Source organism: Rhizobium sp. BK275 (assembly GCF_014193555.1).
GTDB lineage: Bacteria > Pseudomonadota > Alphaproteobacteria > Rhizobiales > Rhizobiaceae > Rhizobium.
Genome location: NZ_JACHZL010000003.1, coordinates 601,771 through 623,823, shown reverse-complemented (window position 1 = coordinate 623,823; position 22,053 = coordinate 601,771). Strand labels below are relative to the sequence as shown.

The 22,053-nt window shown below is 61.6% G+C and carries 23 protein-coding genes and 2 pseudogenes; 7 read left to right on the top strand and 18 right to left on the bottom strand.

What is annotated here, in order from left to right; translation table 11 throughout:
- From FHT82_RS13005 to FHT82_RS12995, 3 genes are all read right to left on the bottom strand, one after another.
- A complete protein-coding gene (locus tag FHT82_RS13005) occupies positions 1-858 on the bottom strand; it encodes an MOSC domain-containing protein (RefSeq protein ID WP_183731026.1) in 858 nt (285 codons plus the stop codon).
- Positions 859-867: 9 nt separating this feature from the next.
- The gene (locus FHT82_RS13000) at positions 868-1,512 is read right to left on the bottom strand and encodes an HD domain-containing protein (RefSeq protein WP_183730754.1); all 645 of its coding nucleotides are present in this window, start codon (positions 1,510-1,512) and stop codon (positions 868-870) included.
- A 73-nt stretch (positions 1,513-1,585) separates the two neighbouring features.
- Positions 1,586-3,490: an EAL domain-containing protein gene (locus FHT82_RS12995; protein WP_183730751.1), complete on the bottom strand. Its 1,905-nt coding sequence runs from the start codon at positions 3,488-3,490 to the stop codon at positions 1,586-1,588.
- A 468-nt stretch (positions 3,491-3,958) separates the two neighbouring features.
- On the opposite strand from FHT82_RS12995, the gene FHT82_RS12990 reads away from it, so the two are divergent.
- Both FHT82_RS12990 and FHT82_RS12985 read left to right on the top strand, forming a co-directional pair.
- Entirely contained in the window at positions 3,959-4,300 is a 342-nt protein-coding gene (locus FHT82_RS12990) for a hypothetical protein (protein WP_183730748.1), read from the top strand.
- Between the two features lie 127 nt (positions 4,301-4,427).
- The gene (locus FHT82_RS12985) at positions 4,428-4,943 is read left to right on the top strand and encodes a superoxide dismutase family protein (protein ID WP_183730745.1); all 516 of its coding nucleotides are present in this window, start codon (positions 4,428-4,430) and stop codon (positions 4,941-4,943) included.
- A gap of 1 nt (position 4,944) precedes the next feature.
- On the opposite strand, the gene FHT82_RS12980 is transcribed toward FHT82_RS12985, so the two are convergent.
- The 8 genes from FHT82_RS12980 to FHT82_RS12945 all read right to left on the bottom strand — a co-directional run bounded on the left by FHT82_RS12980 (position 4,945) and on the right by FHT82_RS12945 (position 10,048).
- Positions 4,945-5,865: a mechanosensitive ion channel domain-containing protein gene (locus FHT82_RS12980; RefSeq protein WP_183730742.1), complete on the bottom strand. Its 921-nt coding sequence runs from the start codon at positions 5,863-5,865 to the stop codon at positions 4,945-4,947.
- Between the two features lie 54 nt (positions 5,866-5,919).
- On the bottom strand, positions 5,920-6,450 hold the full coding sequence (locus tag FHT82_RS12975; protein ID WP_183730740.1) for a tyrosine phosphatase family protein: 531 nt from the start codon (positions 6,448-6,450) through the stop codon (positions 5,920-5,922).
- On the bottom strand, positions 6,447-7,055 hold the full coding sequence (locus FHT82_RS12970) for an HD family hydrolase (protein WP_183730737.1): 609 nt from the start codon (positions 7,053-7,055) through the stop codon (positions 6,447-6,449). The genes FHT82_RS12975 and FHT82_RS12970 overlap by 4 nt, the downstream gene beginning before the upstream one ends.
- Positions 7,052-7,891, bottom strand: a complete 840-nt coding sequence (locus tag FHT82_RS12965; RefSeq protein ID WP_183730736.1) for a folate-binding protein YgfZ — start codon at positions 7,889-7,891, stop codon at positions 7,052-7,054. Before FHT82_RS12965 ends, FHT82_RS12970 begins: the two co-directional genes overlap by 4 nt.
- Positions 7,892-7,961: 70 nt before the next feature.
- Positions 7,962-8,714 (bottom strand): hypothetical protein, encoded by a 753-nt coding sequence (locus FHT82_RS12960; RefSeq protein ID WP_183730733.1) that lies wholly within the window; start codon positions 8,712-8,714, stop codon positions 7,962-7,964.
- A 19-nt stretch (positions 8,715-8,733) separates the two neighbouring features.
- The gene (locus FHT82_RS12955; protein ID WP_018115578.1) at positions 8,734-8,991 is read right to left on the bottom strand and encodes a hypothetical protein; all 258 of its coding nucleotides are present in this window, start codon (positions 8,989-8,991) and stop codon (positions 8,734-8,736) included.
- A gap of 103 nt (positions 8,992-9,094) precedes the next feature.
- Entirely contained in the window at positions 9,095-9,553 is a 459-nt protein-coding gene (locus FHT82_RS12950) for a TIGR02301 family protein (RefSeq protein ID WP_183730730.1), read from the bottom strand.
- A gap of 78 nt (positions 9,554-9,631) precedes the next feature.
- Positions 9,632-10,048, bottom strand: a complete 417-nt coding sequence (locus FHT82_RS12945; RefSeq protein WP_183730727.1) for an NUDIX domain-containing protein — start codon at positions 10,046-10,048, stop codon at positions 9,632-9,634.
- A 106-nt stretch (positions 10,049-10,154) separates the two neighbouring features.
- On the opposite strand from FHT82_RS12945, the gene FHT82_RS12940 reads away from it, so the two are divergent.
- The 3 genes and pseudogenes from FHT82_RS12940 to FHT82_RS12930 all read left to right on the top strand — a co-directional run.
- Positions 10,155-10,475, top strand: coding sequence for a YnfA family protein (locus FHT82_RS12940; RefSeq protein ID WP_183730724.1), 321 nt, complete (start codon positions 10,155-10,157; stop codon positions 10,473-10,475).
- An 87-nt stretch (positions 10,476-10,562) separates the two neighbouring features.
- Positions 10,563-11,327 (top strand): SOS response-associated peptidase, encoded by a 765-nt coding sequence (locus FHT82_RS12935; protein WP_183730721.1) that lies wholly within the window; start codon positions 10,563-10,565, stop codon positions 11,325-11,327.
- Between the two features lie 59 nt (positions 11,328-11,386).
- Positions 11,387-11,563, top strand: a pseudogene (locus tag FHT82_RS12930) (LysE family transporter); the annotation flags it as partial.
- Between the two features lie 8 nt (positions 11,564-11,571).
- Here FHT82_RS12930 and FHT82_RS30335 read toward each other — a convergent pair.
- The 5 genes and pseudogenes from FHT82_RS30335 to FHT82_RS12910 all read right to left on the bottom strand — a co-directional run bounded on the left by FHT82_RS30335 (position 11,572) and on the right by FHT82_RS12910 (position 17,738).
- Complete coding sequence (locus FHT82_RS30335; protein WP_246698134.1) at positions 11,572-11,709, bottom strand: hypothetical protein; 138 nt, start codon at positions 11,707-11,709, stop codon at positions 11,572-11,574.
- 167 nt (positions 11,710-11,876) lie between these two features.
- A complete protein-coding gene (pssA, locus tag FHT82_RS12925) occupies positions 11,877-12,722 on the bottom strand; it encodes a CDP-diacylglycerol--serine O-phosphatidyltransferase (RefSeq protein ID WP_183730718.1) in 846 nt (281 codons plus the stop codon).
- Between the two features lie 17 nt (positions 12,723-12,739).
- Positions 12,740-13,441 (bottom strand): annotated as a pseudogene (locus FHT82_RS12920) (phosphatidylserine decarboxylase); the annotation flags it as partial.
- Positions 13,442-13,574: 133 nt separating this feature from the next.
- Complete coding sequence (locus tag FHT82_RS12915; RefSeq protein ID WP_183730712.1) at positions 13,575-15,452, bottom strand: ABC transporter ATP-binding protein/permease; 1,878 nt, start codon at positions 15,450-15,452, stop codon at positions 13,575-13,577.
- A gap of 264 nt (positions 15,453-15,716) precedes the next feature.
- Positions 15,717-17,738: a LysM peptidoglycan-binding domain-containing protein gene (locus tag FHT82_RS12910; protein WP_183730709.1), complete on the bottom strand. Its 2,022-nt coding sequence runs from the start codon at positions 17,736-17,738 to the stop codon at positions 15,717-15,719.
- A gap of 156 nt (positions 17,739-17,894) precedes the next feature.
- Here FHT82_RS12910 and FHT82_RS12905 point away from each other — a divergent pair, with 156 nt between their 5' ends.
- A complete protein-coding gene (locus tag FHT82_RS12905; protein WP_183730706.1) occupies positions 17,895-18,518 on the top strand; it encodes a TIGR00730 family Rossman fold protein in 624 nt (207 codons plus the stop codon).
- 2 nt (positions 18,519-18,520) lie between these two features.
- On the opposite strand, the gene rarD is transcribed toward FHT82_RS12905, so the two are convergent.
- Complete coding sequence (gene rarD / locus FHT82_RS12900; protein ID WP_183730704.1) at positions 18,521-19,435, bottom strand: EamA family transporter RarD; 915 nt, start codon at positions 19,433-19,435, stop codon at positions 18,521-18,523.
- Between the two features lie 114 nt (positions 19,436-19,549).
- Between rarD and FHT82_RS12895 the strand changes: the two genes are divergently transcribed.
- Positions 19,550-20,410: a methyltransferase domain-containing protein gene (locus FHT82_RS12895; protein WP_183730701.1), complete on the top strand. Its 861-nt coding sequence runs from the start codon at positions 19,550-19,552 to the stop codon at positions 20,408-20,410.
- A gap of 2 nt (positions 20,411-20,412) precedes the next feature.
- On the opposite strand, the gene cimA is transcribed toward FHT82_RS12895, so the two are convergent.
- Entirely contained in the window at positions 20,413-22,029 is a 1,617-nt protein-coding gene (cimA, locus tag FHT82_RS12890) for a citramalate synthase (RefSeq protein WP_183730699.1), read from the bottom strand.
- Between the last annotated feature and the right edge of the window lie 24 nt (positions 22,030-22,053).

The window sequence follows — 22,053 nt, the reverse complement described above, 5'->3', positions numbered from 1 at the left end:
TTAGGCTCGGGCGCGAACCTTGAAGGTCCAACCGTCCGGCCGCGTCTCGAGGATCTTCACCTCGTCGCCGATCGTGACCCTGCCGGTGCCGCGCGGGGTGACGTTCCAGCCGAAAAGCGGGCCGGGAACGCGCCGGTCGCCCGACATTCGGATGCGGCCCATGGCGGGCATGGGGTTCGGCACTTCGCGTGAGCCCGTCAACTGGTCCTGCGTCGTCATGATGCACCGGGCGCAGGGTTTGACGAGGTCGAAGCGGATGCCCGCAATTTCGATTGCCGCCCAGCGGTCCTCGGCCCAGGCCTCGTCTGTGTCGATGACGATATTCGGCCGGAAGCGCTCCATGCCGACGCCGCCTTCGGCATGGTCGGCAAGATCGGCATTGAGCGCCTTCAGCGATCCCGTCGTCGTCACCAGGATCTGGTAGCCATCGGTAAAAGTCACCGGCGTGCCTTCGCCCGCCCATTCGGCATTGGCCATCCGTTCTGCCTTGCCGTCGAAGAAGACGAGTTTCACTGCGCGGCCGAGCCATTCCGAAAGCGTGGCGTTGCTCTCATCGTCAGCAACGGCGGCGCTGACGGCCGATTTCCAGACGATGACATCGAGTCGCCGGTCCGGATGCGGCGGTGCTGCGGCGATCTTCTGCTTGCCCTCCATCCGCAGCCGGAAGGCTCCGGCTTCGGGCCGAACCTCGATCTGAGCAAGGGTTGGGAGCTCGCGCTGGGTGATGAAGTGGCCATCCGGGTCCGTCACCATCGCGCGCCGGTCGCCGGGCAGGCCATAGGCGTCTATGTCCGTAAAGGGCAGGGCGATGCCGCGGGCGCTCTTGAGCGGATAGACGAAGAGATCGCTGACACGCATCATAGGCTCCTATATTTCGTCCATAAATGCAGCGAGGAAGTCGCGCAGGCTCCTGTCGCGGGCTGCGGCCAGTTCGCGCCCGGTCGGGGTCTGGAAACCATCCGCCAGTTTGAACAGCTTCGTCTGGAAATGGTCAATCGCATAACGCTTGTCATCGAGCGGCCGGTTCTCAGCAGCCGGATCGAAAGGATCGTAGAGGCCGGACCCAAGCCGCGCTGCTATATAGAAGCAGCGGGCAGCACCCACCATGCCGATGGCATCCAGCCGGTCGGCATCCTGCAGGATTTTCGCCTCCAGCGTTTCCGGCGGCACATTTGCCGAAAAGCTGTGCGCCGTCACCGCATGGGCGACATCAGCGATATCCTCATCGTCCCATCCAAGCTCTTTCAATATCCGTGACGCTTTTTCCGCGGCGAGCGCCGACGCCTGGGCGCGCAGCGGCGAATTCTTCTCGACGGCGACGCAATCGTGCAGCAGCACGGCAGCCGCGAGCACCTGGCCCTTGCCGCCTTCCGCAGCATGGATGCGCATGGCATTGCGGAAGACACGCAGGATATGGGCGAGATCGTGGGACCCGTCGTCACCCTCCGTTGCATGGGGTATGAGCTCCGCAGCAAGCGCTTCATGGGGGAAGAAAGCTTCGGCCTTGAACATCGTCGTCACCGGTTTTCGAAGGGATCGTTTCCTGTCGATAACGGCTTGGCTGGCGAGTCGCAACGTGCCGAAATCAGTATCGGGGTTTGACGGGCGGCGTAACGCTGCCATTCTTCTTTGGCGGCATCGAAAGCATGTGAGCTACGTCGCCGAAGGGTTTTGGCGGGCTGATGTAATAGCCCTGGATTTCGTCGCATGCCTCGCGTTCGAGCAGCGCCATCTGCTGTGCGGTTTCCACGCCCTCTGCGGTCACGCGCATGCCGAGTGCGTCGCCGAGCAGGATGATCGCGCGCATGATCGCATGCGCTTCCTTGTTCTCGACGATGTCGTTGACGAAGGACTTGTCGATCTTGATCTTGTCGAAGGGGAAGCTCGAGAGATAGCTCAGCGACGAATAGCCGGTTCCGAAATCGTCCATGGAGATGCGGATGCCGCGCTCCTTGAGCGCATGCAGGATCGGCAATGCCTCATCGAGATTTTCCATCAGCACGCTTTCGGTGATCTCCAGTTCGAGACGCGACGGCGAGAGTTCGGCGGCGGCAAGCGCCTCGCTGACATCCTGCGGCAGGTCGCTGCTGGAAAATTGGATGGCCGAGACATTGACGGCGATCTTGATATCTTCGGGCCATTGCGCTGCATCGTTGCAGGCGCGGCGCAAAACCCAGCGGCCGATATCGACGACGAGGCCGACCTCTTCAGCCAGCGGAATGAACTCCATAGGCGAGACGCGGCCGCGCACCGGATGATTCCAGCGGATCAGCGCCTCGAAGCCGCAGATGCGATGCTGCGTCAGGTCGTAGAGCGGCTGGTAGTGAAGCTCGAATTCCTCCTTCTGCACTGCAGCGCGCAGATCGGCCTCCAGCGCATGGCGGGCCTGCATCTTCTCGTTCATCTCTCCGGTGAAGAAGCGCTCGTGCCGGCGCCCGTCCGCCTTGGCATGGGACAGGGCGACCGCCGCATTGCGCAGCAGCTTGTCGGTCTCGACAGCATCGCCAGGGGCGATCGAAATGCCCATGGAAACGCTGAGTTCCACCTGCTTGTCGCCGCGGAAGAAGGGTTCGCTGAGCTCACGGCGGATCTGGTCGGCGAGCGCGGTGATGTTCCACGGCTGCTGGCGTCGCGTCTGCAGGATTGCGAATTCGTCCGAGCCGAGACGGGCAAGGATATTCTCTGAGCCGGCCGAGGCACGGATGCGCTCTGCCACCTGCTGCAGGATCTTGTCGCCGGCTGAAACACCCAACGTATTGTTGATCGATTTGAACCGGTCGAGATTGAGATGCACGAGCGCGATCTGCTCATCCTCCTTGCGCTCGGCAAGGGCGGCATCCAGCTGCTCGCGGAAGCGAATGCGGTTCGGCAGGCCGGTCAGGGGATCGTGATGGGCGAGATAGGTGATGCGCTCGGCAGCCTTGCGGTCTTCTGTAACGTCGGCATGGATAGCGATGTTGCTGCCGTCGGCCAGGATAGTGACCACGCTCTGGATGATGCGGCCGTCATCCATCAGCCATTCGCGTCTGCGGATGCGCCCTGCCTTCGAAGAGGCTTCCTGGCCGTCCTTCTTGCCACGCGTCCTGGCATTGGTCTGCTCAGTGCCGCGCGTCTTGTGCATCAGGTCGGCAATCGTCGTGCCGGGCGTGACATCGCTTTCGGTAAAGCCGAAGAGTTGGCGGAAGCGCAGGTTGGAAAGGGTCAGCCGCTGGTCCGCATCGAACACGCTGAGGCCGAGCGGCAGGTTGTTCAGGACGATTTCGAAGAGTTTGCGCTGTTCTGCAAGCGCCTGTGTGGTGGAGCCGATCGTATTCTTCAGGTCGCGGTTTTCATTGAGCAGCGTCTCGGTGCTCTGCTCGATTACATCATATTCGCTTTGATGGCTGCGATAGGTCGCGATGACGAGCTCCATCAGATGCTCGGCATCGATCGATCCGTCCTGCTTGACGGCCTGCGTGCACTGTTGCCAGAAAAGCGTCTCAGCTTTCATGCGCACGAGTCCCCTCATGGGACGGTTGCGGTGGAAGCATGGCAAAAGGCGAAGGCGTCTTCGATTGGCAAAGCTGCCATATCGCGCCGGGCATAAAAAGACCTTTCTAAAATGAATGCGAGAATCAAATTTTTGTAAGCGGCAAGCGGCAACTTCCAGCAACCCGCATGCGGCATCTTCTACCGCCCCGATTAATAATCGGTTGCAACTGGGCGGCTCTTTATCGCTAGCCGGCAATTTGTTTGTATCTCGCAAACTACTGAAATAATGAAGAAACCCGGTTTCCCAAGGGAAAGTGAAACAGCCGCTGGAATGGGTCGTTACACTTTGTCAACTATGGTTAATCGATAGTTAACAGCTTATTGACCGAAGCTGCAAATCAGTTTAACCAACAGATCAGCCTTGATATTTTCCACCCGCGTATTGCGTGCAGACTCTCACCGGTAGAAGCGGTGAACGGAGGTTTGTATGACTGCTCTTTCATCAGTTTCAGACATCTCTTATGCATATTTGGCAACGCTCTCGCGGCTCGACGCCAATGGCGACGGTGTGCTGAGCCGCACGGAACGCGCGGCGGATGAGAAGCCCGGCATTATCAGGGAATTTCTCGAAGACGATGATGCTGGCAATATGCAGCCGAAATATCCGAGCAGCCTCGTCGCGCTGGTGATGGAATATCGCGACAACGGCTCGGCGACCGGCATGGCCGTTCCCTATGCACTGCAGCAGGTTCTCCCTGATGCCGACGATCAGGCCATGCAGATCTATCGCAATACCTACGGCGAATTCGATCTCGATATCGCCGCCTGAGCCTGGGCCGGCCCAAGCTGAACGATCCCGCCGGCCCGTGGCCGGCTTTTTCTTGCCTTTTATGCAGGCAGGAACACCTTCCCTCGTGAGGCGTTGGGACGAAGTCCCCGAAATGGAAGGAAACCCGATGAAAATCATATGCACCATCGCTGCCCTCGGCCTGCTTGCGGCGGCGCCCCAAGGCTTTGCTCAGAACAAGCAGACGGCGACGGCGAATTTTGTCGGCCCTGACGGCAAGGAGGCCGGACGCGCCACGCTGACGGCTGCCGCCAATGGCGGCGTTTTCATCGAGGCGGAAATCTCCGGCCTGCCGATCAATAAATGGGTCGCCTTCCATATCCATGAAACCGGCCGCTGCGATGCCGCAACCCATCACGAATCCGCCGGAGGGCATTTCAATCCGACCAAGGCCGAGCATGGCTTCCTCGCCGCCAAAGGCCCGCATGCCGGCGACATGCCGAACCAGTATGTCGGGCAGGACGGTATCCTGCGCGCCCAGGTCTTCGACACCATGATCTCGCTTGACGGCAAGACGGATGGCGTGCGCGGCCGCGCGCTGATGGTGCATGCCAATTCCGACGATTACCGAAGCCAGCCTTCGGGCGGCGGGGGCGACAGGATTGCCTGCGGCGTGATCAAATAGATTATGGCTGCGTCTGCGGGGACGTCTTCGGCGTCCTCTTGCGGGCCGAAACCCTGGCCTGCGCTTCCTCTGGTGGCGGTTCGGGAACGGGAGCGTTCGAAACTTCCGCCGGAGCGTCGCCAGCCTCGCCCCTCTTGTCAAAGGCAAGCTTGACGCGCTTGATCATGTCGCGGCTCAGGACCCACCAGTCGCCGGTCGATGCCCAGTAGCGCAACGTCACGCTGACCGCACTGTCGCTGAGACTATCGATGAAGACGCTCGGCGCCGGTGTCTTGAGGACGCGCTTATCGGCGGTTGCAAGCATCATCAGCGTCTCCATGGCGAGATCGAGATCCTCCTGATGCGTAATGTTGATCTTCACTTCGTTCTGTCGCGTCGGCTGACGGCTGTAATTGGTGATCGGCGTATTCCACAGCGTCGAATTGGGCGCCAGCCGGTAAAGGCCGTCTCCCGTCTTCAGTTCCGTGGCGAACAGGCCGATCTCCAGCACCGTTCCGGAGACACTGCTCGTCTCGATATATTCCCCGACCCGGAAGGGTCGCAGCACCAGCAGCATGATGCCGGCAGCGATATTCTGCAGCGTCCCCTGCAGCGCAAGACCTACGGCAAGGCCGGCGGCGCCGAGAGTGGCGATAATCGATGCCGTCTGCACGCCGAACTGCCCGAGAACGGTGACGAAGACCAACACCAGCATCGCATAGCGCACGACATTGGTGAAGAAACGGGCGAGCGTCTCGTCGATGCCGCGCACGCGCGAGATGCCCTCATAGGCCCAGCGGCTGATGAGGCTCGCCGCCACCCAGCCGACGATGAGCAGGATGATCGCCCCGAGGATGGAGAAGGAATATTGCACGGCAAGCGCACTCGCCTGATCGAGTGCCGAGCGGGTTGCGATGATAAGGTCGGTGGCCTGCTGTTCCATCACGTGCTCCTCGGATGCCTCGTCGAGGGCAAGATGGGGCAGGGGTGAGGAGCGTCAACCGTTCGAATTGTCTCCGACGGACAGCACGAAGGGCGCGTTGCCGTCGGCCTCCGCACCGCGGCCGATCGCTCTCACGGCGTCGACGAGCCGCCCGCGCCGGTCAAGCAGCGCATCGCCGATTTCGATGATCCGTGCATTCGGTGTCGCATAGGGCGAGGCGGCGCGCAGCCGTCGGGCAAGTGCCGCATCTTCCTGCTCCGGCGCGAGCGACAGGGCGGCAATCAATGCTGCGGCGGGCGAGCGCGATACGCCCATCCAGCAATGGATCAGGAGTGGCGCCTGCTGCTGCCAGCCGGCGGCGAAATCGATGATCGCCCGCACATGCTTCTCGTCGGGCGCCACGAGATCGCCGGTGCCCTTGAAGGTGATATCGTTCATATTGAGCAGTAGGTGCCGGTCGGCCTGGATGATGCCCGGCCGGTGAAAGGCCTGTTCCCTGGCCATCAGGCTGATCATTTCGCGCGCCTTGTGCCGCACCGCCATCTCGGCGATACGCGAAAGCGGGGAAACCACGATCACGGTCATGGGGTCACGCTCCGCTCCGCCTCGATCTCGGCGAAGCGCTCGCAGAAAAGCCGCTGTGCTTCGAGTGCAGGCAGGGGATCGATCAACAGCATGTCCCTGGTGATGCCGCGCGGCTGGCCGAAGAATTTCTGCGCTTCCGCAGGCGTGAAGCCGGCAAGCACCGTCGCTTCGAAATAGGCGGCGATCGTATCGGCCTTCTTGATTTTGTCCTTGAGATCGCGCGAGGGGTGCGGCGGCAGGCCGAAGCGCAGGTGTACGGCGGCCTCCAGCCGTTTCTCGACGGTCCTGTATCCGCCGCCGACAACGGCCTTGAAAGGCGAGATCATGTCGCCGATCACATATTCCGGCGCGTCATGCAGCAGCGCCATCAGGCAATCGCCGGGCGTGGCCTCGTTGAAATGCCGGAAGATGGACTCGACGACAAGGCAATGCTGCGCGACCGAAAAGGCATGATCGCCCGACGTCTGGCCGTTCCAGCGGGCGACGCGCGCGAGCCCGTGGGCGATATCGGTCAGTTCGACATCGAGCGGCGAGGGGTCGAGCAGATCGAGCCGCCGGCCGGACAGCATGCGTTGCCAGGCGCGTGGAGCCTTCGCAACCGTCACGCGCTGGCCTCGTCCGAGGAGGTCGGGAAGCTGAGGCCGGACCAGGCCGGCAGGCTGAGCGTCACGGAAACATCGCCGGCAAGCAGCGGCGTGCCCGATGCGATCGCCTCGCCGGCGCGGTCGATGCGCACGATCGCCAGTCCACTCTGTCCCTCGACGGAGCCGAGCGTGCCGACAGGCTTGCCATTGGCCGTGATTTCAGTGCCGCTGGCCGGCAGTGCGGCGCCTGCCGACACGGTCACGACGCGGCGTCTTGCCGTGCCGCGATGCTGCATGCGGGACACCACTTCCTGGCCGACATAGCAGCCCTTCTTGAAGGAGAGGCCGCCATTCAAATCCATCAGCACGTCATGCGGAAAGGCGTCCTGAAGCGCGTAATCAGGCCCTGATATCACGATGCCATGTTTGATGCGCAATGCATCGTAGAGGGCCTCGTTAGAGCTGCCATGATGGCCCGCGCGGCGCAAAAGCGTGACGCCCGCCTTGGAGAATCGGCTGTCTTTAGCGCCGTCCGCAGCATCCTCGCCCCACGAAACGGTCACACCATCCTCGGCGTCAGGCGTCAGCGTCACCGGCGCGCGCAGGCGGTACATGGTCAGCCGTTTGAACAGTGCTTCGCGCTGGGCCGCATCCGTTTCGATGACGAAGCCGTCGCCGTCGCGCCAGATCATGAAGTCGAAGAGGATCTTGCCTTGCGGCGTCAGCAATGCGCCCGGCCGCGCCTCGTCCGCGCCGAGCGAAACGATGTCGGTAGTGATGAGATTCTGCAGGAAGGACTCTGCTTCTTCGCCGCCGACGGCAATGAGCGAGCGGTCTTTCAGGAATACGGCTGGCATGGCGAAACCTGTCGCGTTGGTGATCGCTCAGAGGTATGTCTTTGAGGCTGACGGTGCAAGCGTTGCGGCGTCAGTCGCCCGCAGTGAAGAACTTCCATTTGCCGTCGGGCGTTATGCCGACGCGATAGAAATTATAGCCGCCGAACTCCTGCATATCGGAGAGATCGCCTGCCGTGACGATGCGCAGCAGTTCCACGCGTTCCGGCGGGGTCAGCGATTTCAGGTCCTTCTCGGCGAAATAGGGCCAGACATACATGTCATCAGCCGTGCCCTGTCCGACATGCACGAAGCCGGTCGAGATGACGTCGAGCATGATGGCGAGGATTTCGTCGCCGTCGGGATCGCCCGAGAGATCCTTCAGCGTGCCGATCGGATCGTCAGTGGGTTCGCCGACCGTCACCTGCGTCTGGTCGGCACCGGTCCCCATCAGCGGGCGCAGGCGTTCGAGATCGCCTGATGCGGCAGCCTCGACGATCTGTTCGCGCATCTTGCGCACTGGCTCCGGCACCTTGCTGATGTCGTAGATCACGTCGACGGCCTTGGAATCGTCGGATGCGCCCGGTGTCTTGTCGACGCTCTGGCCGCCTTGCTTGTTGACGAGCGGATCGGGCTGGGGAATGCCGGAAGAGCCGTTCTGTGGTGCAGCCGGTTGCTGCTGGCCCTGTTGCGCTGTGGCCGGCGCATCGGGTTGGCCCGGAATCTTCTGAAGTTCGGAAAGCGCGTAGGCGGAAGATGCGGACAGCACGCTGCCTGCGGCAAGGCCGACGGCAAGCAGGACCGGCGCGAGCGGGATTCGCGAGGAAATATCTTTACCGGTACGCATGAGACTCTCTGTATTGCCCTTATTGCAGGGTCCTGTTGGTGGAAAACTCACCTGCCAGCATGCGATCACGCAGCGAGTCCAGCAAGGCCTCGGCGCTACCTTCTCCATGCAGTCTGATCGTCTCGCGCAGTGCATGGGCAATCGCGGCATCGGCAATGATCTCAGGCTCGATGCCGTCGGCCATGCCGTCGGCCCAAGCCTCGTTCTGGTATTCCAGAGCCGCCTGCATCTTTTCGTGGACGATCATGTCGTCGATGTCGTTGAGGCTTGGTTCCATTATCTTTTCCTCAGCACTTCTCATGTCTTACCGCTACGTTAACAACACTAACAGCCTTTTCCCAAAACGACACGTGCGCATGCGAAAACAGGTTAATTAAACGTTAATTTCCGAAGCGCGAAGTAATTTCTGTGGCAAGTGTTGCACCTTCGTTACGGTAGCGCTCTTCTGCCACGATGGCCGCCTGGGTGCAATCCGTATAAACCGAGGCAAAAGCGCGGTAGCCGCGATTGAAGGCTGCGGTCAGTTTTTCCTTGCGCTGCGGCTCTCCATTCGTTTCAGAATCAAGCAGTTGTTGCATGTCGCTCCGCCATTCGTCAGCCCCCGGCGCCTTGCACAGCGTGCGCAGGTAATGCACCGAACCCAGAACCTCCGCGAGCCGCGCCAGCTTGTCGTCATAGGGTACGATCGCGACCTGCGGCACTATCTCCTCTGGCGGCGGAGGCGCATTCTTGCCACCCTGCGCCCCTCCTTGTGCCCCTCCTTGCGCCATTGTGGGACCGGCCCAGACGAGGCCGCCAAAGACGAGAGATGACAAGATAACGCGTCGAACGGGAATCATGCTCCCCAGTTGATACAGGGAGCATGACAGGAACAAGGCGGATAGGGCAGTTTCCACTTCTATTCTAGCGAGTGCGCCTCATTCACCGGCCGACAGCCGCTCTGCGCATTCGAGCACGCTTTGCGGCACTGGCATGCGCCGGATCTCTTCCACGCTGTACCAGCCGATCGCCGCAGCATCGTCAGCGGCTTCAGCCACCAGATGGCGATCCGCCTCGACGCGGAAGACGGAGAGGAAGAAATGGCTGCTGACGCTGCCATCGGGCGCATGCGTCTTCAAGTCATAGGTGGAGAACAGCAGCGGGTTTCGTGCCTGGATGCCGGTCTCCTCGAGGAATTCGCGCAGTGCCGTTTCCTCGGGCGTCTCGCCGGGTTCGCCTCGTCCACCGGGAAACGCATACATATCGGCCGAAGGCGGGTTTCGCCTGAGCACGAGAAGGAACCGGCCATCACGTTCAAGGATGGCGGAAGAGGCGGGTTTGGCCTGGGAGGTCATTGTTTCGCACGCTTTGCTGTGATGCCGCCTTATCCCACGGGCGGCGCACCTTGCGCAACCGTCGGCATTGCGTGGAATATGGCACCACGATTCCTGCGAGACGCCGTTGACCTACCTCATCTACGCCCTTGCCGCTCTCTTCGAAATTGCCGGCTGCTTTGCCTTCTGGGCCTGGCTGCGGCTAGCAAAACCCGTCTGGTGGCTGGCGCCGGGCATGGTGTCGCTTGCCTTGTTCGCCTGGCTGCTGACTCTGGTGCCGAGCGAGGCGGCTGGGCGCACTTTCGCAGCCTATGGCGGTATTTACATCGTTGCTTCGCTGTTGTGGCTATGGCTCGCGGAAAGCCGCGTTCCCGACCGCTGGGATATCGGCGGTGCGCTGGTCTGCCTCGCCGGCACGGCGATCATCCTCTTTGCGCCGCGCAGTTAGAACAAGTCCGCTGAAGATGTGCAGCGCCTTTCCATTCAGAGGACAAAGCGCCTTGACCGATGCCGGACAGGGTGCAAAGACATCCGCATGTGTGGACGTTTTGCCCTGACAGAGGTGGTCAAGGATATCGCCGAAACCTTCAGCCTTGCCGAGCTAGAGGGCTTTCCGGCGCGTTACAACATCGCGCCGACGCAGCCGATTCTCGTCGTCATATCAGGTGAGGGGCAGGAACCGGGCAGCAACCTACCGGATCGCCGCGCTTTGCTGGTGCGCTGGGGCTTCACGCCGGGCTGGGTCAAGGACCCCAAGGAATTTCCGCTGCTGATCAATGCGCGCTCGGAAACCGCGATCGGCAAGGCTTCTTTCCGCGCTGCCATGCGTCATCGCCGCATCCTCATCCCGGCCTCCGGCTTCTATGAATGGCATCGTCCTTCGAAGGAAAGCGGCGAGAAGGCGCAGGCCTATTGGATCAGGCCGCGCCGTGGCGGCGTGATCGCCTTTGCCGGCCTGATGGAAACATGGTCCTCGGCCGATGGGTCCGAGGTCGATACCGGCGCCATCCTGACGACGAAGGCCAACGGTGCCATTTCCTCGATCCATGACCGCATGCCCGTCGTCATCCAGCCGGAGGATTTCTCCCGCTGGCTGGACTGCAAGACGCAGGAGCCGCGCGAGGTCGTCGATCTCATGCAGCCGGTTCAGGGCGATTTTTTCGAGGCGATCCCGGTCTCTGACAAGGTCAACAAGGTCTCTAACATGGGGCCGGATCTGCACGATCCGGTGCCGCTCGAAAAGCTGCCGAAGCCGCTCCAGAAGAAAATGCCCGATGACGGGCAGCTCAGTTTCTTCTGAAACGCGTCGCGCAAAGCTGCCCAGCCTTTCGGCCGCCTGTCATGGCACGGATCACGGATCGTCTCGCCTACGGCCTTGGTACCGCCACGGCGTCGTTCGTCTGGTTCTTTGGGCTGGAATATGGGGCGCGTCTCTTGCAGCCCATTTTTGCCGGACCCGCGGCATGGCGGGTTCCGGATGTCATTATCAGCATCGTCATGAACCTGCTGGCGATCAGCCTGCGCGTGCGGTTCTTCGCGCCCGCTCAGGCGAGCTTCTTGACCGGCGCCGGCTTTGCCATCATCGAGGCGGCAGCCACGGCCTTGAGGCCGAGCGGGCGGTAGTTGGTCGCGAGATCCGGCTTGGCTGCCTGCTGCTGCTGTTCCGACTTCTTCGAGGTCACGATACTCTCCTTACGTGTTTCCCTAGAATTTTATGTATCTTGCTCTTTTGTCCTCAATAGCGACAAAACAGAGGCATTGCTCATCAGGAAATGTGAATACGGACCATAATTCGCGAGGCTTAACCGAAGCCTGCGTACGTTAATACTTACTTAAAAAAATAGAGCGCTCAGATGTGGCGGCCGATGTCGTCCTCGCCGACACCGGGTTCCTCGATGGTCAGCGTGCCATATTTGCGTTTCCACTTCCGCGCGCCGAAGGGCAGCGAAATGAGGTAGGCGCAGACCGTGAAGACCATCACTTCCCAAGTGAAGCTCATCAGCAGCGCAACGTAGATGACGACGCCGAGCATGGCCGGCAGCACGAGATCGCGTCGCATCCGGCTTTCGGATTTACCGGACCAGACAGGCAGGCGGCTGATGAGCAGGAAGGCGATGAGGACCGTGTAGCCCGAAGAGAAAAAGGCGAAGGTACGGTCGGTGGAGAGGCCGAGGAAGCCCAGATAGACTGGCAGCAGCACCAGCATGGCGCCGGCCGGCGCCGGCACGCCGACGAAATATTCCGACTGCCAGGGCGCGCGGTTCTCGCGCTCCGACATCACGTTGAAGCGCGCCAGCCTCAGGCCGGCCGCGATCGCGTAGATGAGTGCTGCGATCCAGCCGAGCGAGCGTGCCGCATCAAGCGCATAGACATAGACCACGAGGGCAGGGGCAACGCCGAAATTGACGATATCGGCAAGCGAATCCATCTGCGCGCCGAATTTCGACGTGGCCTTCATCAGCCTTGCCACACGGCCGTCGATGCCATCGAGGAAGGCGGCGACCAGCACCATGGCGACAGCCAGCTCGTAGCGGTTCTCAAAGGCGAGCCGGATGCCGGTCAGGCCGGCGCAGATCGCCAGGATGGTGATGAGGTTCGGTACAACGAGCCGGATCGGAATCTCGCGCAGGCGCGGCCCGCGGGCGGAATCGTCGTTTGGGCCGTTCGGTTCGAAGGGCGGAAAAGGAGGTTCCATATCGCGCGCTCCTGAAATTAGCTGCGGCGACTGATGACCGGACCCTTTGCCGAGGCGAATTCGGCAATGACGGTCTCGCCGGCTATCGCCGTCTGGCCAAGCGAAACGCGTGGCGCGGTATTGGCGGGCAGGAACACGTCGAGCCGCGAGCCGAAGCGGATAAGGCCGAAACGCTCGCCGGCATCGATAGGTTCGTTGACATGCGAAAAGCAGAGGATGCGGCGCGCCACGAGGCCGGCGATCTGCACCACGCCGATCTGCCCGTGGCGGGTCTCGATGACGAGGCCGTTGCGCTCGTTCTCCTCGCTCGCCTTGTCGAGTTCGGCATTCACGAAGCTGCCCGGCCGATGGTTGATGCTGACGATGCGCCCGCGCATCGGCGCGCGGTTCACATGGCAGTTGAAGACATTCATGAAGACGGAGATGCGCAGCATCGGTTCACTGCCGAGGTTCAGCTCGGCGGGTGGCGTGACCATCTGGATCGAGGAGACCTTGCCGTCGGCCGGTGAGATGACGAGGTCATCGTCTTGCGGCGTGACGCGCTCGGGATCACGGAAGAAATAGGCGCACCACAGCGTCAGGATGAGGCCGATCCAGAAGAGCGGCTTGAAGATCCAGCCCAATACGAGCGACGCGACGAAGAAGGCGGCGACGAAGGGGTAACCTTCCTTGTGCACCGGAACGATCGTGTTGCGAACCGTATCGAACAAGCTCATGAATGCCGGCCTCCTGTCGTTTTTCGTATCCGCTGGTTACAGAAAAACGACACCAGGAGCAATGCCGCGGATATCAGCAAGGCTTTCATGCGCCGGTTCTGAACAACAAAACGGGCACTTTGGCCTGTTTCGATACTCAGCTTGCCGGTGCCAACCGGTTGACGATGCCCAACTCGTCTTTCTCGCGCACCTGCTTCAGATGTTCTTCGGCCTGCGTCGCCTCGCGCTGGCGGCTCCACATCGAGGCATAGAGGCCATTCTGCTCGAGAAGGGCGGCATGCGTGCCGCGCTCGGCGATCTCGCCGCTCTTCAAAACAATGATCTCGTCCGCACCGATGACGGTAGACAGGCGGTGGGCGATGACCAGCGTCGTGCGGTTCCTGGAAACGACATCGAGCGCCGTCTGGATTTCCCGCTCCGTCGTCGTGTCGAGCGCCGAGGTCGCCTCGTCGAGAATGAGGATCGGCGGCGCCTTCAGGATGGTGCGGGCAATCGCCACACGCTGCTTTTCACCGCCGGAGAGCTTCAACCCGCGCTCGCCGACCTTGGTTTCGAAGCCCTCCGGCAGCGTCTCGATGAAATGCGCGATCTGGGCGATCTCGGCGGCCTGCTTCACGTCGGCTTCGCTGGCCGAAGGGCGGCCATAGCGAATGTTGTAGGCCACCGTGTCGTTGAACAGCACCGTATCCTGCGGCACCATGCCGATCACCGAGCGCAGGCTCTTCTGCGTGATGCCCCGTATATCCTGCCCGTCGACGGTGATCGCGCCGCTCTGGATATCGTAGAAACGATAGAGCAGCCGCGACAGCGTCGATTTGCCGGCCCCGGAGGGACCGACGACCGCGACCGTCTTGCCGGCGGGCACGTCAAAGGAAATGCCTTTCAGGATCGGCCGGGCGGCATCATAGGCGAAATGGACGTCCTTGAAGGAGATGGCGCCCTGGCCGATGGCAAGATCCTTCGCGTCCGGCGCGTCCAGCACCTCGGCCTTCACTTCCAGAAGATCGAACATCTGCTCGATATCGATCAGCCCCTGGCGGATTTCGCGATAGACGAAGCCGATGAAGTTCAGCGGCACGGAAAGCTGCAGCAGCATGGAATTGACGAAGACGAAATCGCCGACCGTATGTTCGCCGCGCTGTACCGACCAGGCCGAGAGAACGAGCATGATCGTCGTGCCGATGCCGAAGATCACGCCCTGGCCGAAGTTCAGCCAGCCGAGCGAAGTCCAGACATCGGTCGCCGCTTTCTCATAGCGCTCCATCGACTTGTCGAAGCGCTTGGCCTCCATCTCCTCGTTGCCGAAATATTTGACCGTCTCGAAGTTGAGGAGCGAGTCGATCGCCTTGGTATTGGCGTCGGTATCGCTGTCGTTCATCGCCCGGCGAATGGAGATGCGCCAGTCGGAAGCGCGGATCGTGAACCAGATATAGGCCCAGACGGTAAAGGCGGTGACGGCAAGATAGGAGAAGCCGTAACCCCACCAGAAGATTGCTGCCGTCAGCAGGAATTCGATGACGGTCGGGACCGAGTTCAGGATCGTGAAACGCACGATCGTTTCGATGCCCTTGGTGCCGCGCTCGATGATGCGTGAAAGCCCGCCCGTCTTGCGTTCCAGGTGGAAGCGCAGGGAAAGCTCGTGCATGTGCACGAAGGTACGGTAGGCAAGCTGGCGCACCGCGTATTGGCCAACGCTGGCAAAGAGCGAGTCTCTGAGCTGGTTGAGGCCGAGCTGGATAAGGCGGGTCAGGTTATAGGCGATGACGAGGGCGGTGACGCCGATGAGCAGCGGCGGCAGTGTGCCCTGCAGATCCATCTTGCCGTTCAGCGCATCCGTGGACCACTTGAAGAAATAGGGCACCAGCAGCAGGACGAACTTCGAGATCAGCAGATAGACCGAAGCCCATACGACCCGCATCCTGAGATCCGGACGGTCCGCCGGCCACATATAGGGCCAGAGATTGTAGAGCGTTCCCAGCAGGTTGGTATCAGAAACTGTCTTGCTGTTTGCCATGCCTGTCTCCAGCCCGAAGGGCCGCTCTCGCCGCGGCCTGTCGCCGTTCCCGCGAGATATGATACCGGCTGGCGGAATACAACATTGATAGGGATTTTATAGGCGAAGTGTTGCGCGCCCGCGCCACAGCATCGGCCCGAAAATCGGAATCGATTTTCGGAAGCCTGATGCGTAGATTCAAAGAGTTAGAGCGTCCTTTGTGCGTCCGAATGGACGCACAGCGCTCTAAGGAAAACGGCGGCCGATGGGCCGCCGTTTTGATATTCAGGGATGCTGACCGGAGAGCCGCTTGCGATGCAGCTCCTCCGCGTTGGGCAGTGCATCCTTCGGCAGGCCGAAGATCTGGCCGGGGCGGATGCGGTCCGGATTGACGATCTTGTCCTCGTTGGCGATGTAGATCGTCGTGTAGCGCACACCGAGGCCGTAGACGCGGCGGGAAATCTGCCACAGCGTATCGCCGCGGCGGATGATGACAGCATTGTTGTTTTCCGTCAGCGGCGCCTGCTCGATCGTCTTCGGCTGGCCGGCGTCGGATATTTCGTTCGACGGCATGGGCGCGGCATTGGGAACCGTCAGCTGGGCAATGATCGCGCCGAGCTGGTCGAGCGCCGCGCCGACTGACTTTGCATCCTTCGGCAGGCCCTGCAGCACTGTGAGCGCGTTCGAGGCAACCTGCGAGGCGGAAGCCGATGCCTGCTTGATGGCGTCAGTCGCATCGATGCCCGGACGGAAATCGACAATCGAGCGCAGTGCGAATTCGGTTGCCGAGCGCGCTGCCGCAAGCTGTTCCACACCCGGCACCCTGCCGTCTGCAAACAGGCCCTTCAGCAGGCCGAAGGCCTTCGTTGCGTCGCTCTTGAGCTTGCCGATCTGGCCTTCATCGAGCGGCACCATCGCCTGACTGGTATTCGCATTGTTGCCGGACCGGGCGGCAACCGTGACCTGATCGCCCGCTGGACGGTTGAAGTTGACGGTGGCGCGCACGAGCACCTTGCCGGCGCCGTCAACGACGTCGACGCGGATCTTGTGGTCGCCGACCGACAGATTCATCACGCCTTCGATGACGAAGTGCCCGTCCGGCCCTGCGGTATCTTGGCCGATGAGCGCATCATCGGCATAGCCGACGACCTTGGCGTTGGAGCGCGTCGTGCCGGCAACGAAGATCTTGTTGCCCTCGATCTCGACGGCATTGACCATCACGTCGGCCGTGCTGCCGCCACCCTGCTGGGTGCCGGGAACCGCCGGCGCCGTCTTGGCGTTATCGCCGGCGCCTGCGGGCATATCCGGGATCTGCACGGCGACCTGATCGTTCGCAGCGCCATTCTGCGCCGGCTGATTGCCCGCAGGTACGGCGGATGCGTCGTTGGCGGTCGGCGGCTGGGCACTGGCGACCTCAGCCTTCGGCGCCGTAATGATGCGGCTTGCCGTGCCGGGCTTGGAGACCATGGCGAGCAGTTCGCTGCCGCTGCCGTCCTTCGGCACGGAAACGGTCGCGACTTCTTCCGAGAGCGTGGTCTTGCCATCCTTGCCCGTCACTTTCAGCACGAGCTGATGGTCGCCGGCGGGAAGCGGATTGTCGAGAACGGCGGCAAAATCGCCGGTGCCGTCGACATCGGTCGTCACGACCACCTTGTCGCCGTCAAGCACTTCCAGCTTGCCATGCGGTTCGGCCGAGCCGGCAATGACGGTCGAACCATCGGGCTCGACGCGCAGCACGTCGAACGCCGGGATCTTCGGGCCTGTGTCGGAAGCGGCCGGCTGGCCGGCAGCTTCCGGCGATCCGGTCAGCGCGGCTTCGGCCTTTGTGAGTGCGGCCAGCGCATCGGCGGCATTTTCAGGCAGATTCTGGATGATGTCGCGCGCCTTGCCTGCACCGTCCTTGGCCTTGGAGACGAGGCCTGCGGTTGCGGTGTCGAGACCGTCAGGGGCGGCGAAATCGACGATCGCGGTCAGCGCATTCACGGCTGCTGTCTTGGCGCCTGCAACCGCATCGGCGGCGGGCACCTTGCCATCGGCAAACAGCGCCTTCAGGCCGGAGAGTGACTGGCCGGCATCGGCGGTGAGGCTGCCGATCTTCTGAACGGCGGCTGCGGCATCCGCGACAGCCGAGCGGGAAGTCTTAGACGCTTCGTTAACCGTATTTTTGACCTCGGTGCCGGCCTGGTTGATGGCGTCACCAACCTTCGCCACATCAGGGCCGAGCCGGGGCATGACGAAAAACACCATCAGTATGATTGCGATTACGAGCACTGCGAGGGCCAGCAAGCCGGCACGGTTTTTCATCATTACGTCTCCCAAGGCGGCAAATTGCCGTAGTATCCAGAAATTGCTAGCGATTCCCGTTGCTTTTCACAAGCATTCAAAGCAATTACACAAGCTCGGCACGCCGCTTTTCATTCAATTTTCTTGACTGCATTGAAATGGAATAGTTGTTTTTCCCTTATGACCGAACAATCTGTATCGATTCGATCCATTTGCGTTTATTGCGGCTCTCGGCCGGGACGCGATCCTGCCCATATGGCTGCCGGCCGCGCACTTGGAAAAGAGATCGCGGAATATGGCCTTCGCCTGATCTATGGCGGCGGCACGAAAGGCATCATGGGCGCTGTGGCCAGCGGGACCCTATCCAACGGTGGTCAGGTAACGGGCATCATTCCCGAGTTCCTGATCGACATGGAGGCGACCCGCCATTCGCTCGGCCAACTCAACGAGCTTATTGTAACCCCTGACATGCATGCGCGCAAACACACGATGTTCGAGCGCTCGGATGCCTTCGTGGCCTTGCCGGGCGGTATCGGCACGCTGGAAGAGATCGTCGAGATCATGACGTGGGCGCAGCTCGGCCGCCACGAGAAGCCGATGGTCTTCGCCAATATCAACGGTTTCTGGGATCCGATGATGGAGCTCATGCGCCACATGACGGGCGAGGGCTTCCTGCACACCGCCCATCGCGTCCAGCCGCTCGTCGTCGACGAGATCTCCGGCATTATCCCGGCCATCATGGCGCAGGCGGCAGAACTCGCCGCCGACCGCGGCGGCGAGGACGACGTGATCTCGAAGATGTAGGCTCAGCGCCCGCGCGTCGTCCGTAGCATCGACCAGGTATAGAAAAACAGGCCTGCCCAGATCAGCGGGAAGGCGATCATGCGCGCCCTATCCAGCTCTTCTCCGAACCCGAAGACGGCGATGAGGAAGATCATCGTCGGCGCGATATACTGCATGATGCCGATGGTCGACAGCTTGAGCAACTTGGCGCCGTTGGCGTAGATCATGAGCGGCACGGCTGTGATCAGTCCGCAGCCAAGCAGCAGGGCGGTGTCGGAAAGGCCGGTCCGGTATAAGTGTCCTTCGCCGCTGACGAATTCCAGATACAGGATGTAAAGCAGGGCAGGCAGGCTGAGGATCAGCACCTCCAGGAAGAAGCCCTGGTTCGGCCCGAGCGGCAACGTCTTGCGAAAGAGCGCATAGAAGCCCCAGCTGATTGCGAGCGTCAGCGCCACCCAGGGAATGCCGCCGCTGTCGAAAGCAAGGACCACGACCGCCAGGCCTGCAAGGCAGATCGCCGCGATCTGCATCGGCTGCAGCTTTTCCTTCAGGAGCACCGCGCCGAGAAAGATGCTGAAGAGCGGGTTGATGAAATAGCCCATGGCCGCATCGAGCGAATGGCCGGCGCCGATCGCCCAGACATAAGTGCCCCAGTTCACGGTAATCAGCGCCGCGGTCATGGCCGCCATGGCAAGCATGCGGGGAGAACGCAGCGCAACAGCAACGTCCTGGGTCCGCCCCAGGACCAGGAGCACGATGCCGGCGAGCGGCAGCGACCAGAGAATACGGTGGGCGATGACTTCGGCCGGCGAGATATGCGCCACCGCCTTCATGTAGATCGGCAGGAACCCCCACAGAAGATAGGCCGTAAGCGCGAAGGCAAATCCGCGTGGACTGTCTTCGTTCTTGATGAGCGGGGCGCTGACGTCAGCTGACATTGGATGTTTCCGTCTTTGTTCTGTTTCTGATCCGGATTAGCTTAAGCGGCGTGAATAGGCCAATTCATTTCCTTGAATGGACCGGTGTCTATTTGGCCGCCGGAAGAGGCGAACATGGACGAAACGAAACTGGCGATCTGCCGGCAGGCCTATGCCACTCAGATGCTGGCGAAGATGGGCATCGCAGGCGACGAGCGGCTGTGGCAGGTCTTTGCCACTGTGCCGCGGGAGGATTTCCTGGACCCGCCGCCGTGGCGCATGGCAAACGGGATCGGCTATCAGGACATGCCGTCGACCGATCCCGTCATCCTCTATCAGGATGTTCTGATTGCGCTGCAGGAGGGACGGCAGGTCAACAACGGCAGCCCCTCGCTGCATGCGCTCGGCCTTCACTGGCTCGCGCCGCAACCCGGCGAGACGGCCTGCCATATTGGCGCCGGCGGTGGCTACTACACCGCCATGCTGTCGCATCTGGTCGGTCACGACGGCCATGTCGTGGCAATCGAATATGACCGGGATCTTGCCGCCCGCGCCGCCACCAGTCTGGCCCCTTACGGCAATGTCGAGGTCATCTGCGGCAACGGCCTGAAATGGCCGCAGTCGCCATTCGACGCGATCTACGTCAATTTCGCGGTCCACAGGCCAGCCGAAGCCTGGATCGACAATCTCGCTGTCGGCGGCAGGCTGATTTTTCCGCTCAGCGCACCCTCCCGTGACGGCAGGGATAATTTGCGTCCACTCAGCGCCCGCGGCGGCTTCTTCCTGATCGAGCGCACGCCGAGTGACTATCGCGCCCGTTATCTGAGCTCTACCGTCTTTGTCTGGGGCCATGGCGCGACCGGCACGCTCGAGACCTACAGGGCGCTCGAAGACACCTTCCGGCATGGCGGCATGAACGAGGTCACGCGGCTGCGCTGGAAGACGCCGAGAGAAGAGGACGAATGGTATTCGGAGGAGGACTGGGGCCTCCTCTGAGCCTATTCGGCGGCGATCTTGCCGGCGAGCTGCCGGTTCTTCATCAGCTTGTAGATCACCGAATCCATCAGCGCCTGGAACGAGGCGTCGATGATGTTGTCGGAAACGCCGACAGTCCACCAGCGCACGCCGCTGGAATCGGTGGATTCGATCAGAACGCGGGTGATGGCGTCAGTACCGCCATTGAGGATACGCACCTTGAAGTCGGCGAGCACGAGGTCATCGATCTCGTGCTGGTACTTGCCGAAATCCTTGCGCAGCGCAAGGTCGAGCGCGTTGACCGGGCCTTCGGCTTCCGCAACCGACATCAGCGTCTGCCCGTCGATGCTGATCTTCACGACCGCTTCGGAGACGATCTTTATACGGCCGTGGGAATCGAAGCGCCGTTCGATCATCACCCGGAAACCATCGAGCGAGAAGAAGTCCGGAATGGTGCCCATGGTGCGGCGAGCGAGAAGCTCGAAGCTCGCATCCGCACCCTCATAGGCATAGCCGGATGCTTCGCGCTCCTTGACGATGGAGATCAGGAGATCGAGCTTCGGATCGTCCTTGGCGACGTCGATACCGCGCCGCTTCAGCGCATTGATGAAGTTGGCCTTGCCCCCCTGATCTGAGACCATGACCTTGCGGAAATTGCCCACACTTTCCGGCGGTACGTGCTCGTAGGTGCGCGGGTCTTTCAGCAGGGCCGAGGCGTGGATGCCGGCTTTGGTGGCGAAGGCAGACGCGCCGACATAAGGCATCTGATGATCCGGCGAGCGGTTCAGCAGTTCGTCGAACGCGTGCGACAGGCGGGTGAGGTTGGTCAACCGATCCGCGTCGATCGCCGTCTCGAAACGCGTGTTGTAGGCGCTCTTCAGCGCCAGCGTCGGGATCAGCGTCACCAGATTGGCATTGCCGCAACGTTCGCCGACGCCGTTCAGCGTACCCTGGATCTGGCGCACGCCTGCCTCGACCGCGGCGAGCGAATTGGCGACCGCCTGGCCGGTATCGTTATGCGCATGGATGCCGAGACAGTGTCCCGGCACGCCGGCGGCGATCACGGCTTCGACGATGGCGCACACTTCCGGCGGCTGCGTGCCACCATTGGTGTCGCAGAGCACCACCCAGCGCGCGCCGTTTTCGTAAGCGGTCTTGGCGCAGGCGAGCGCATATTCCGGATTGGCCTTGTAGCCGTCGAAGAAATGCTCGCAGTCGACCAAAGCTTCCTTGCCGGCGGCAACCACGGCCTTGACGCTTTCGGCGATGCATTCGAGGTTTTCCTCGTTGGTGCAGCCGAGCGCCACCTGCACATGATAATCCCAGCTCTTCGCGACGAAGCAGACCGCATCGCTGCGCGCCTGCAGGAGGCTCACGATACCGGGATCGTTGGAGACGGAAACGCCAGGACGCTTGGTCATGCCGAAGGCGACGAAGGTGGCCTGGCTGGTACGCTTCTCGGCAAAGAAGGCGGTATCGGTCGGGTTTGCGCCCGGATAGCCGCCTTCGACATAGTCGAGCCCGAACTCGTCCAGCATGCTTGCAATCGCAATCTTGTCCTCGACCGAAAAATCGATGCCGGGCGTCTGCTGCCCGTCCCGAAGCGTCGTGTCGAAGAGGTAGATTCTTTCGCGTGTCATGGTGGTGTTTCCTGTCGCGCCTTG

What these genes read in the sequence shown, in the direction of transcription:
- FHT82_RS13005 (WP_183731026.1), bottom strand. Translation starts at nt 858, where the DNA reads ATGCGTGTCAGCGATCTCTTCGTCTATCCGCTCAAGAGCGCCCGCGGC.
- FHT82_RS13000 (WP_183730754.1), bottom strand. Translation starts at nt 1,512, where the DNA reads ATGTTCAAGGCCGAAGCTTTCTTCCCCCATGAAGCGCTTGCTGCGGAG.
- FHT82_RS12995 (WP_183730751.1), bottom strand. Translation starts at nt 3,490, where the DNA reads ATGAAAGCTGAGACGCTTTTCTGGCAACAGTGCACGCAGGCCGTCAAG.
- FHT82_RS12990 (WP_183730748.1), top strand. Translation starts at nt 3,959, where the DNA reads ATGACTGCTCTTTCATCAGTTTCAGACATCTCTTATGCATATTTGGCA.
- FHT82_RS12985 (WP_183730745.1), top strand. Translation starts at nt 4,428, where the DNA reads ATGAAAATCATATGCACCATCGCTGCCCTCGGCCTGCTTGCGGCGGCG.
- FHT82_RS12980 (WP_183730742.1), bottom strand. Translation starts at nt 5,865, where the DNA reads ATGGAACAGCAGGCCACCGACCTTATCATCGCAACCCGCTCGGCACTC.
- FHT82_RS12975 (WP_183730740.1), bottom strand. Translation starts at nt 6,450, where the DNA reads ATGACCGTGATCGTGGTTTCCCCGCTTTCGCGTATCGCCGAGATGGCG.
- FHT82_RS12965 (WP_183730736.1), bottom strand. Translation starts at nt 7,891, where the DNA reads ATGCCAGCCGTATTCCTGAAAGACCGCTCGCTCATTGCCGTCGGCGGC.
- FHT82_RS12960 (WP_183730733.1), bottom strand. Translation starts at nt 8,714, where the DNA reads ATGCGTACCGGTAAAGATATTTCCTCGCGAATCCCGCTCGCGCCGGTC.
- FHT82_RS12955 (WP_018115578.1), bottom strand. Translation starts at nt 8,991, where the DNA reads ATGGAACCAAGCCTCAACGACATCGACGACATGATCGTCCACGAAAAG.
- FHT82_RS12950 (WP_183730730.1), bottom strand. Translation starts at nt 9,553, where the DNA reads ATGATTCCCGTTCGACGCGTTATCTTGTCATCTCTCGTCTTTGGCGGC.
- FHT82_RS12945 (WP_183730727.1), bottom strand. Translation starts at nt 10,048, where the DNA reads ATGACCTCCCAGGCCAAACCCGCCTCTTCCGCCATCCTTGAACGTGAT.
- FHT82_RS12935 (WP_183730721.1), top strand. Translation starts at nt 10,563, where the DNA reads ATGTGTGGACGTTTTGCCCTGACAGAGGTGGTCAAGGATATCGCCGAA.
- pssA (WP_183730718.1), bottom strand. Translation starts at nt 12,722, where the DNA reads ATGGAACCTCCTTTTCCGCCCTTCGAACCGAACGGCCCAAACGACGAT.
- FHT82_RS12915 (WP_183730712.1), bottom strand. Translation starts at nt 15,452, where the DNA reads ATGGCAAACAGCAAGACAGTTTCTGATACCAACCTGCTGGGAACGCTC.
- FHT82_RS12910 (WP_183730709.1), bottom strand. Translation starts at nt 17,738, where the DNA reads ATGATGAAAAACCGTGCCGGCTTGCTGGCCCTCGCAGTGCTCGTAATC.
- FHT82_RS12905 (WP_183730706.1), top strand. Translation starts at nt 17,895, where the DNA reads ATGACCGAACAATCTGTATCGATTCGATCCATTTGCGTTTATTGCGGC.
- rarD (WP_183730704.1), bottom strand. Translation starts at nt 19,435, where the DNA reads ATGTCAGCTGACGTCAGCGCCCCGCTCATCAAGAACGAAGACAGTCCA.
- FHT82_RS12895 (WP_183730701.1), top strand. Translation starts at nt 19,550, where the DNA reads ATGGACGAAACGAAACTGGCGATCTGCCGGCAGGCCTATGCCACTCAG.
- cimA (WP_183730699.1), bottom strand. Translation starts at nt 22,029, where the DNA reads ATGACACGCGAAAGAATCTACCTCTTCGACACGACGCTTCGGGACGGG.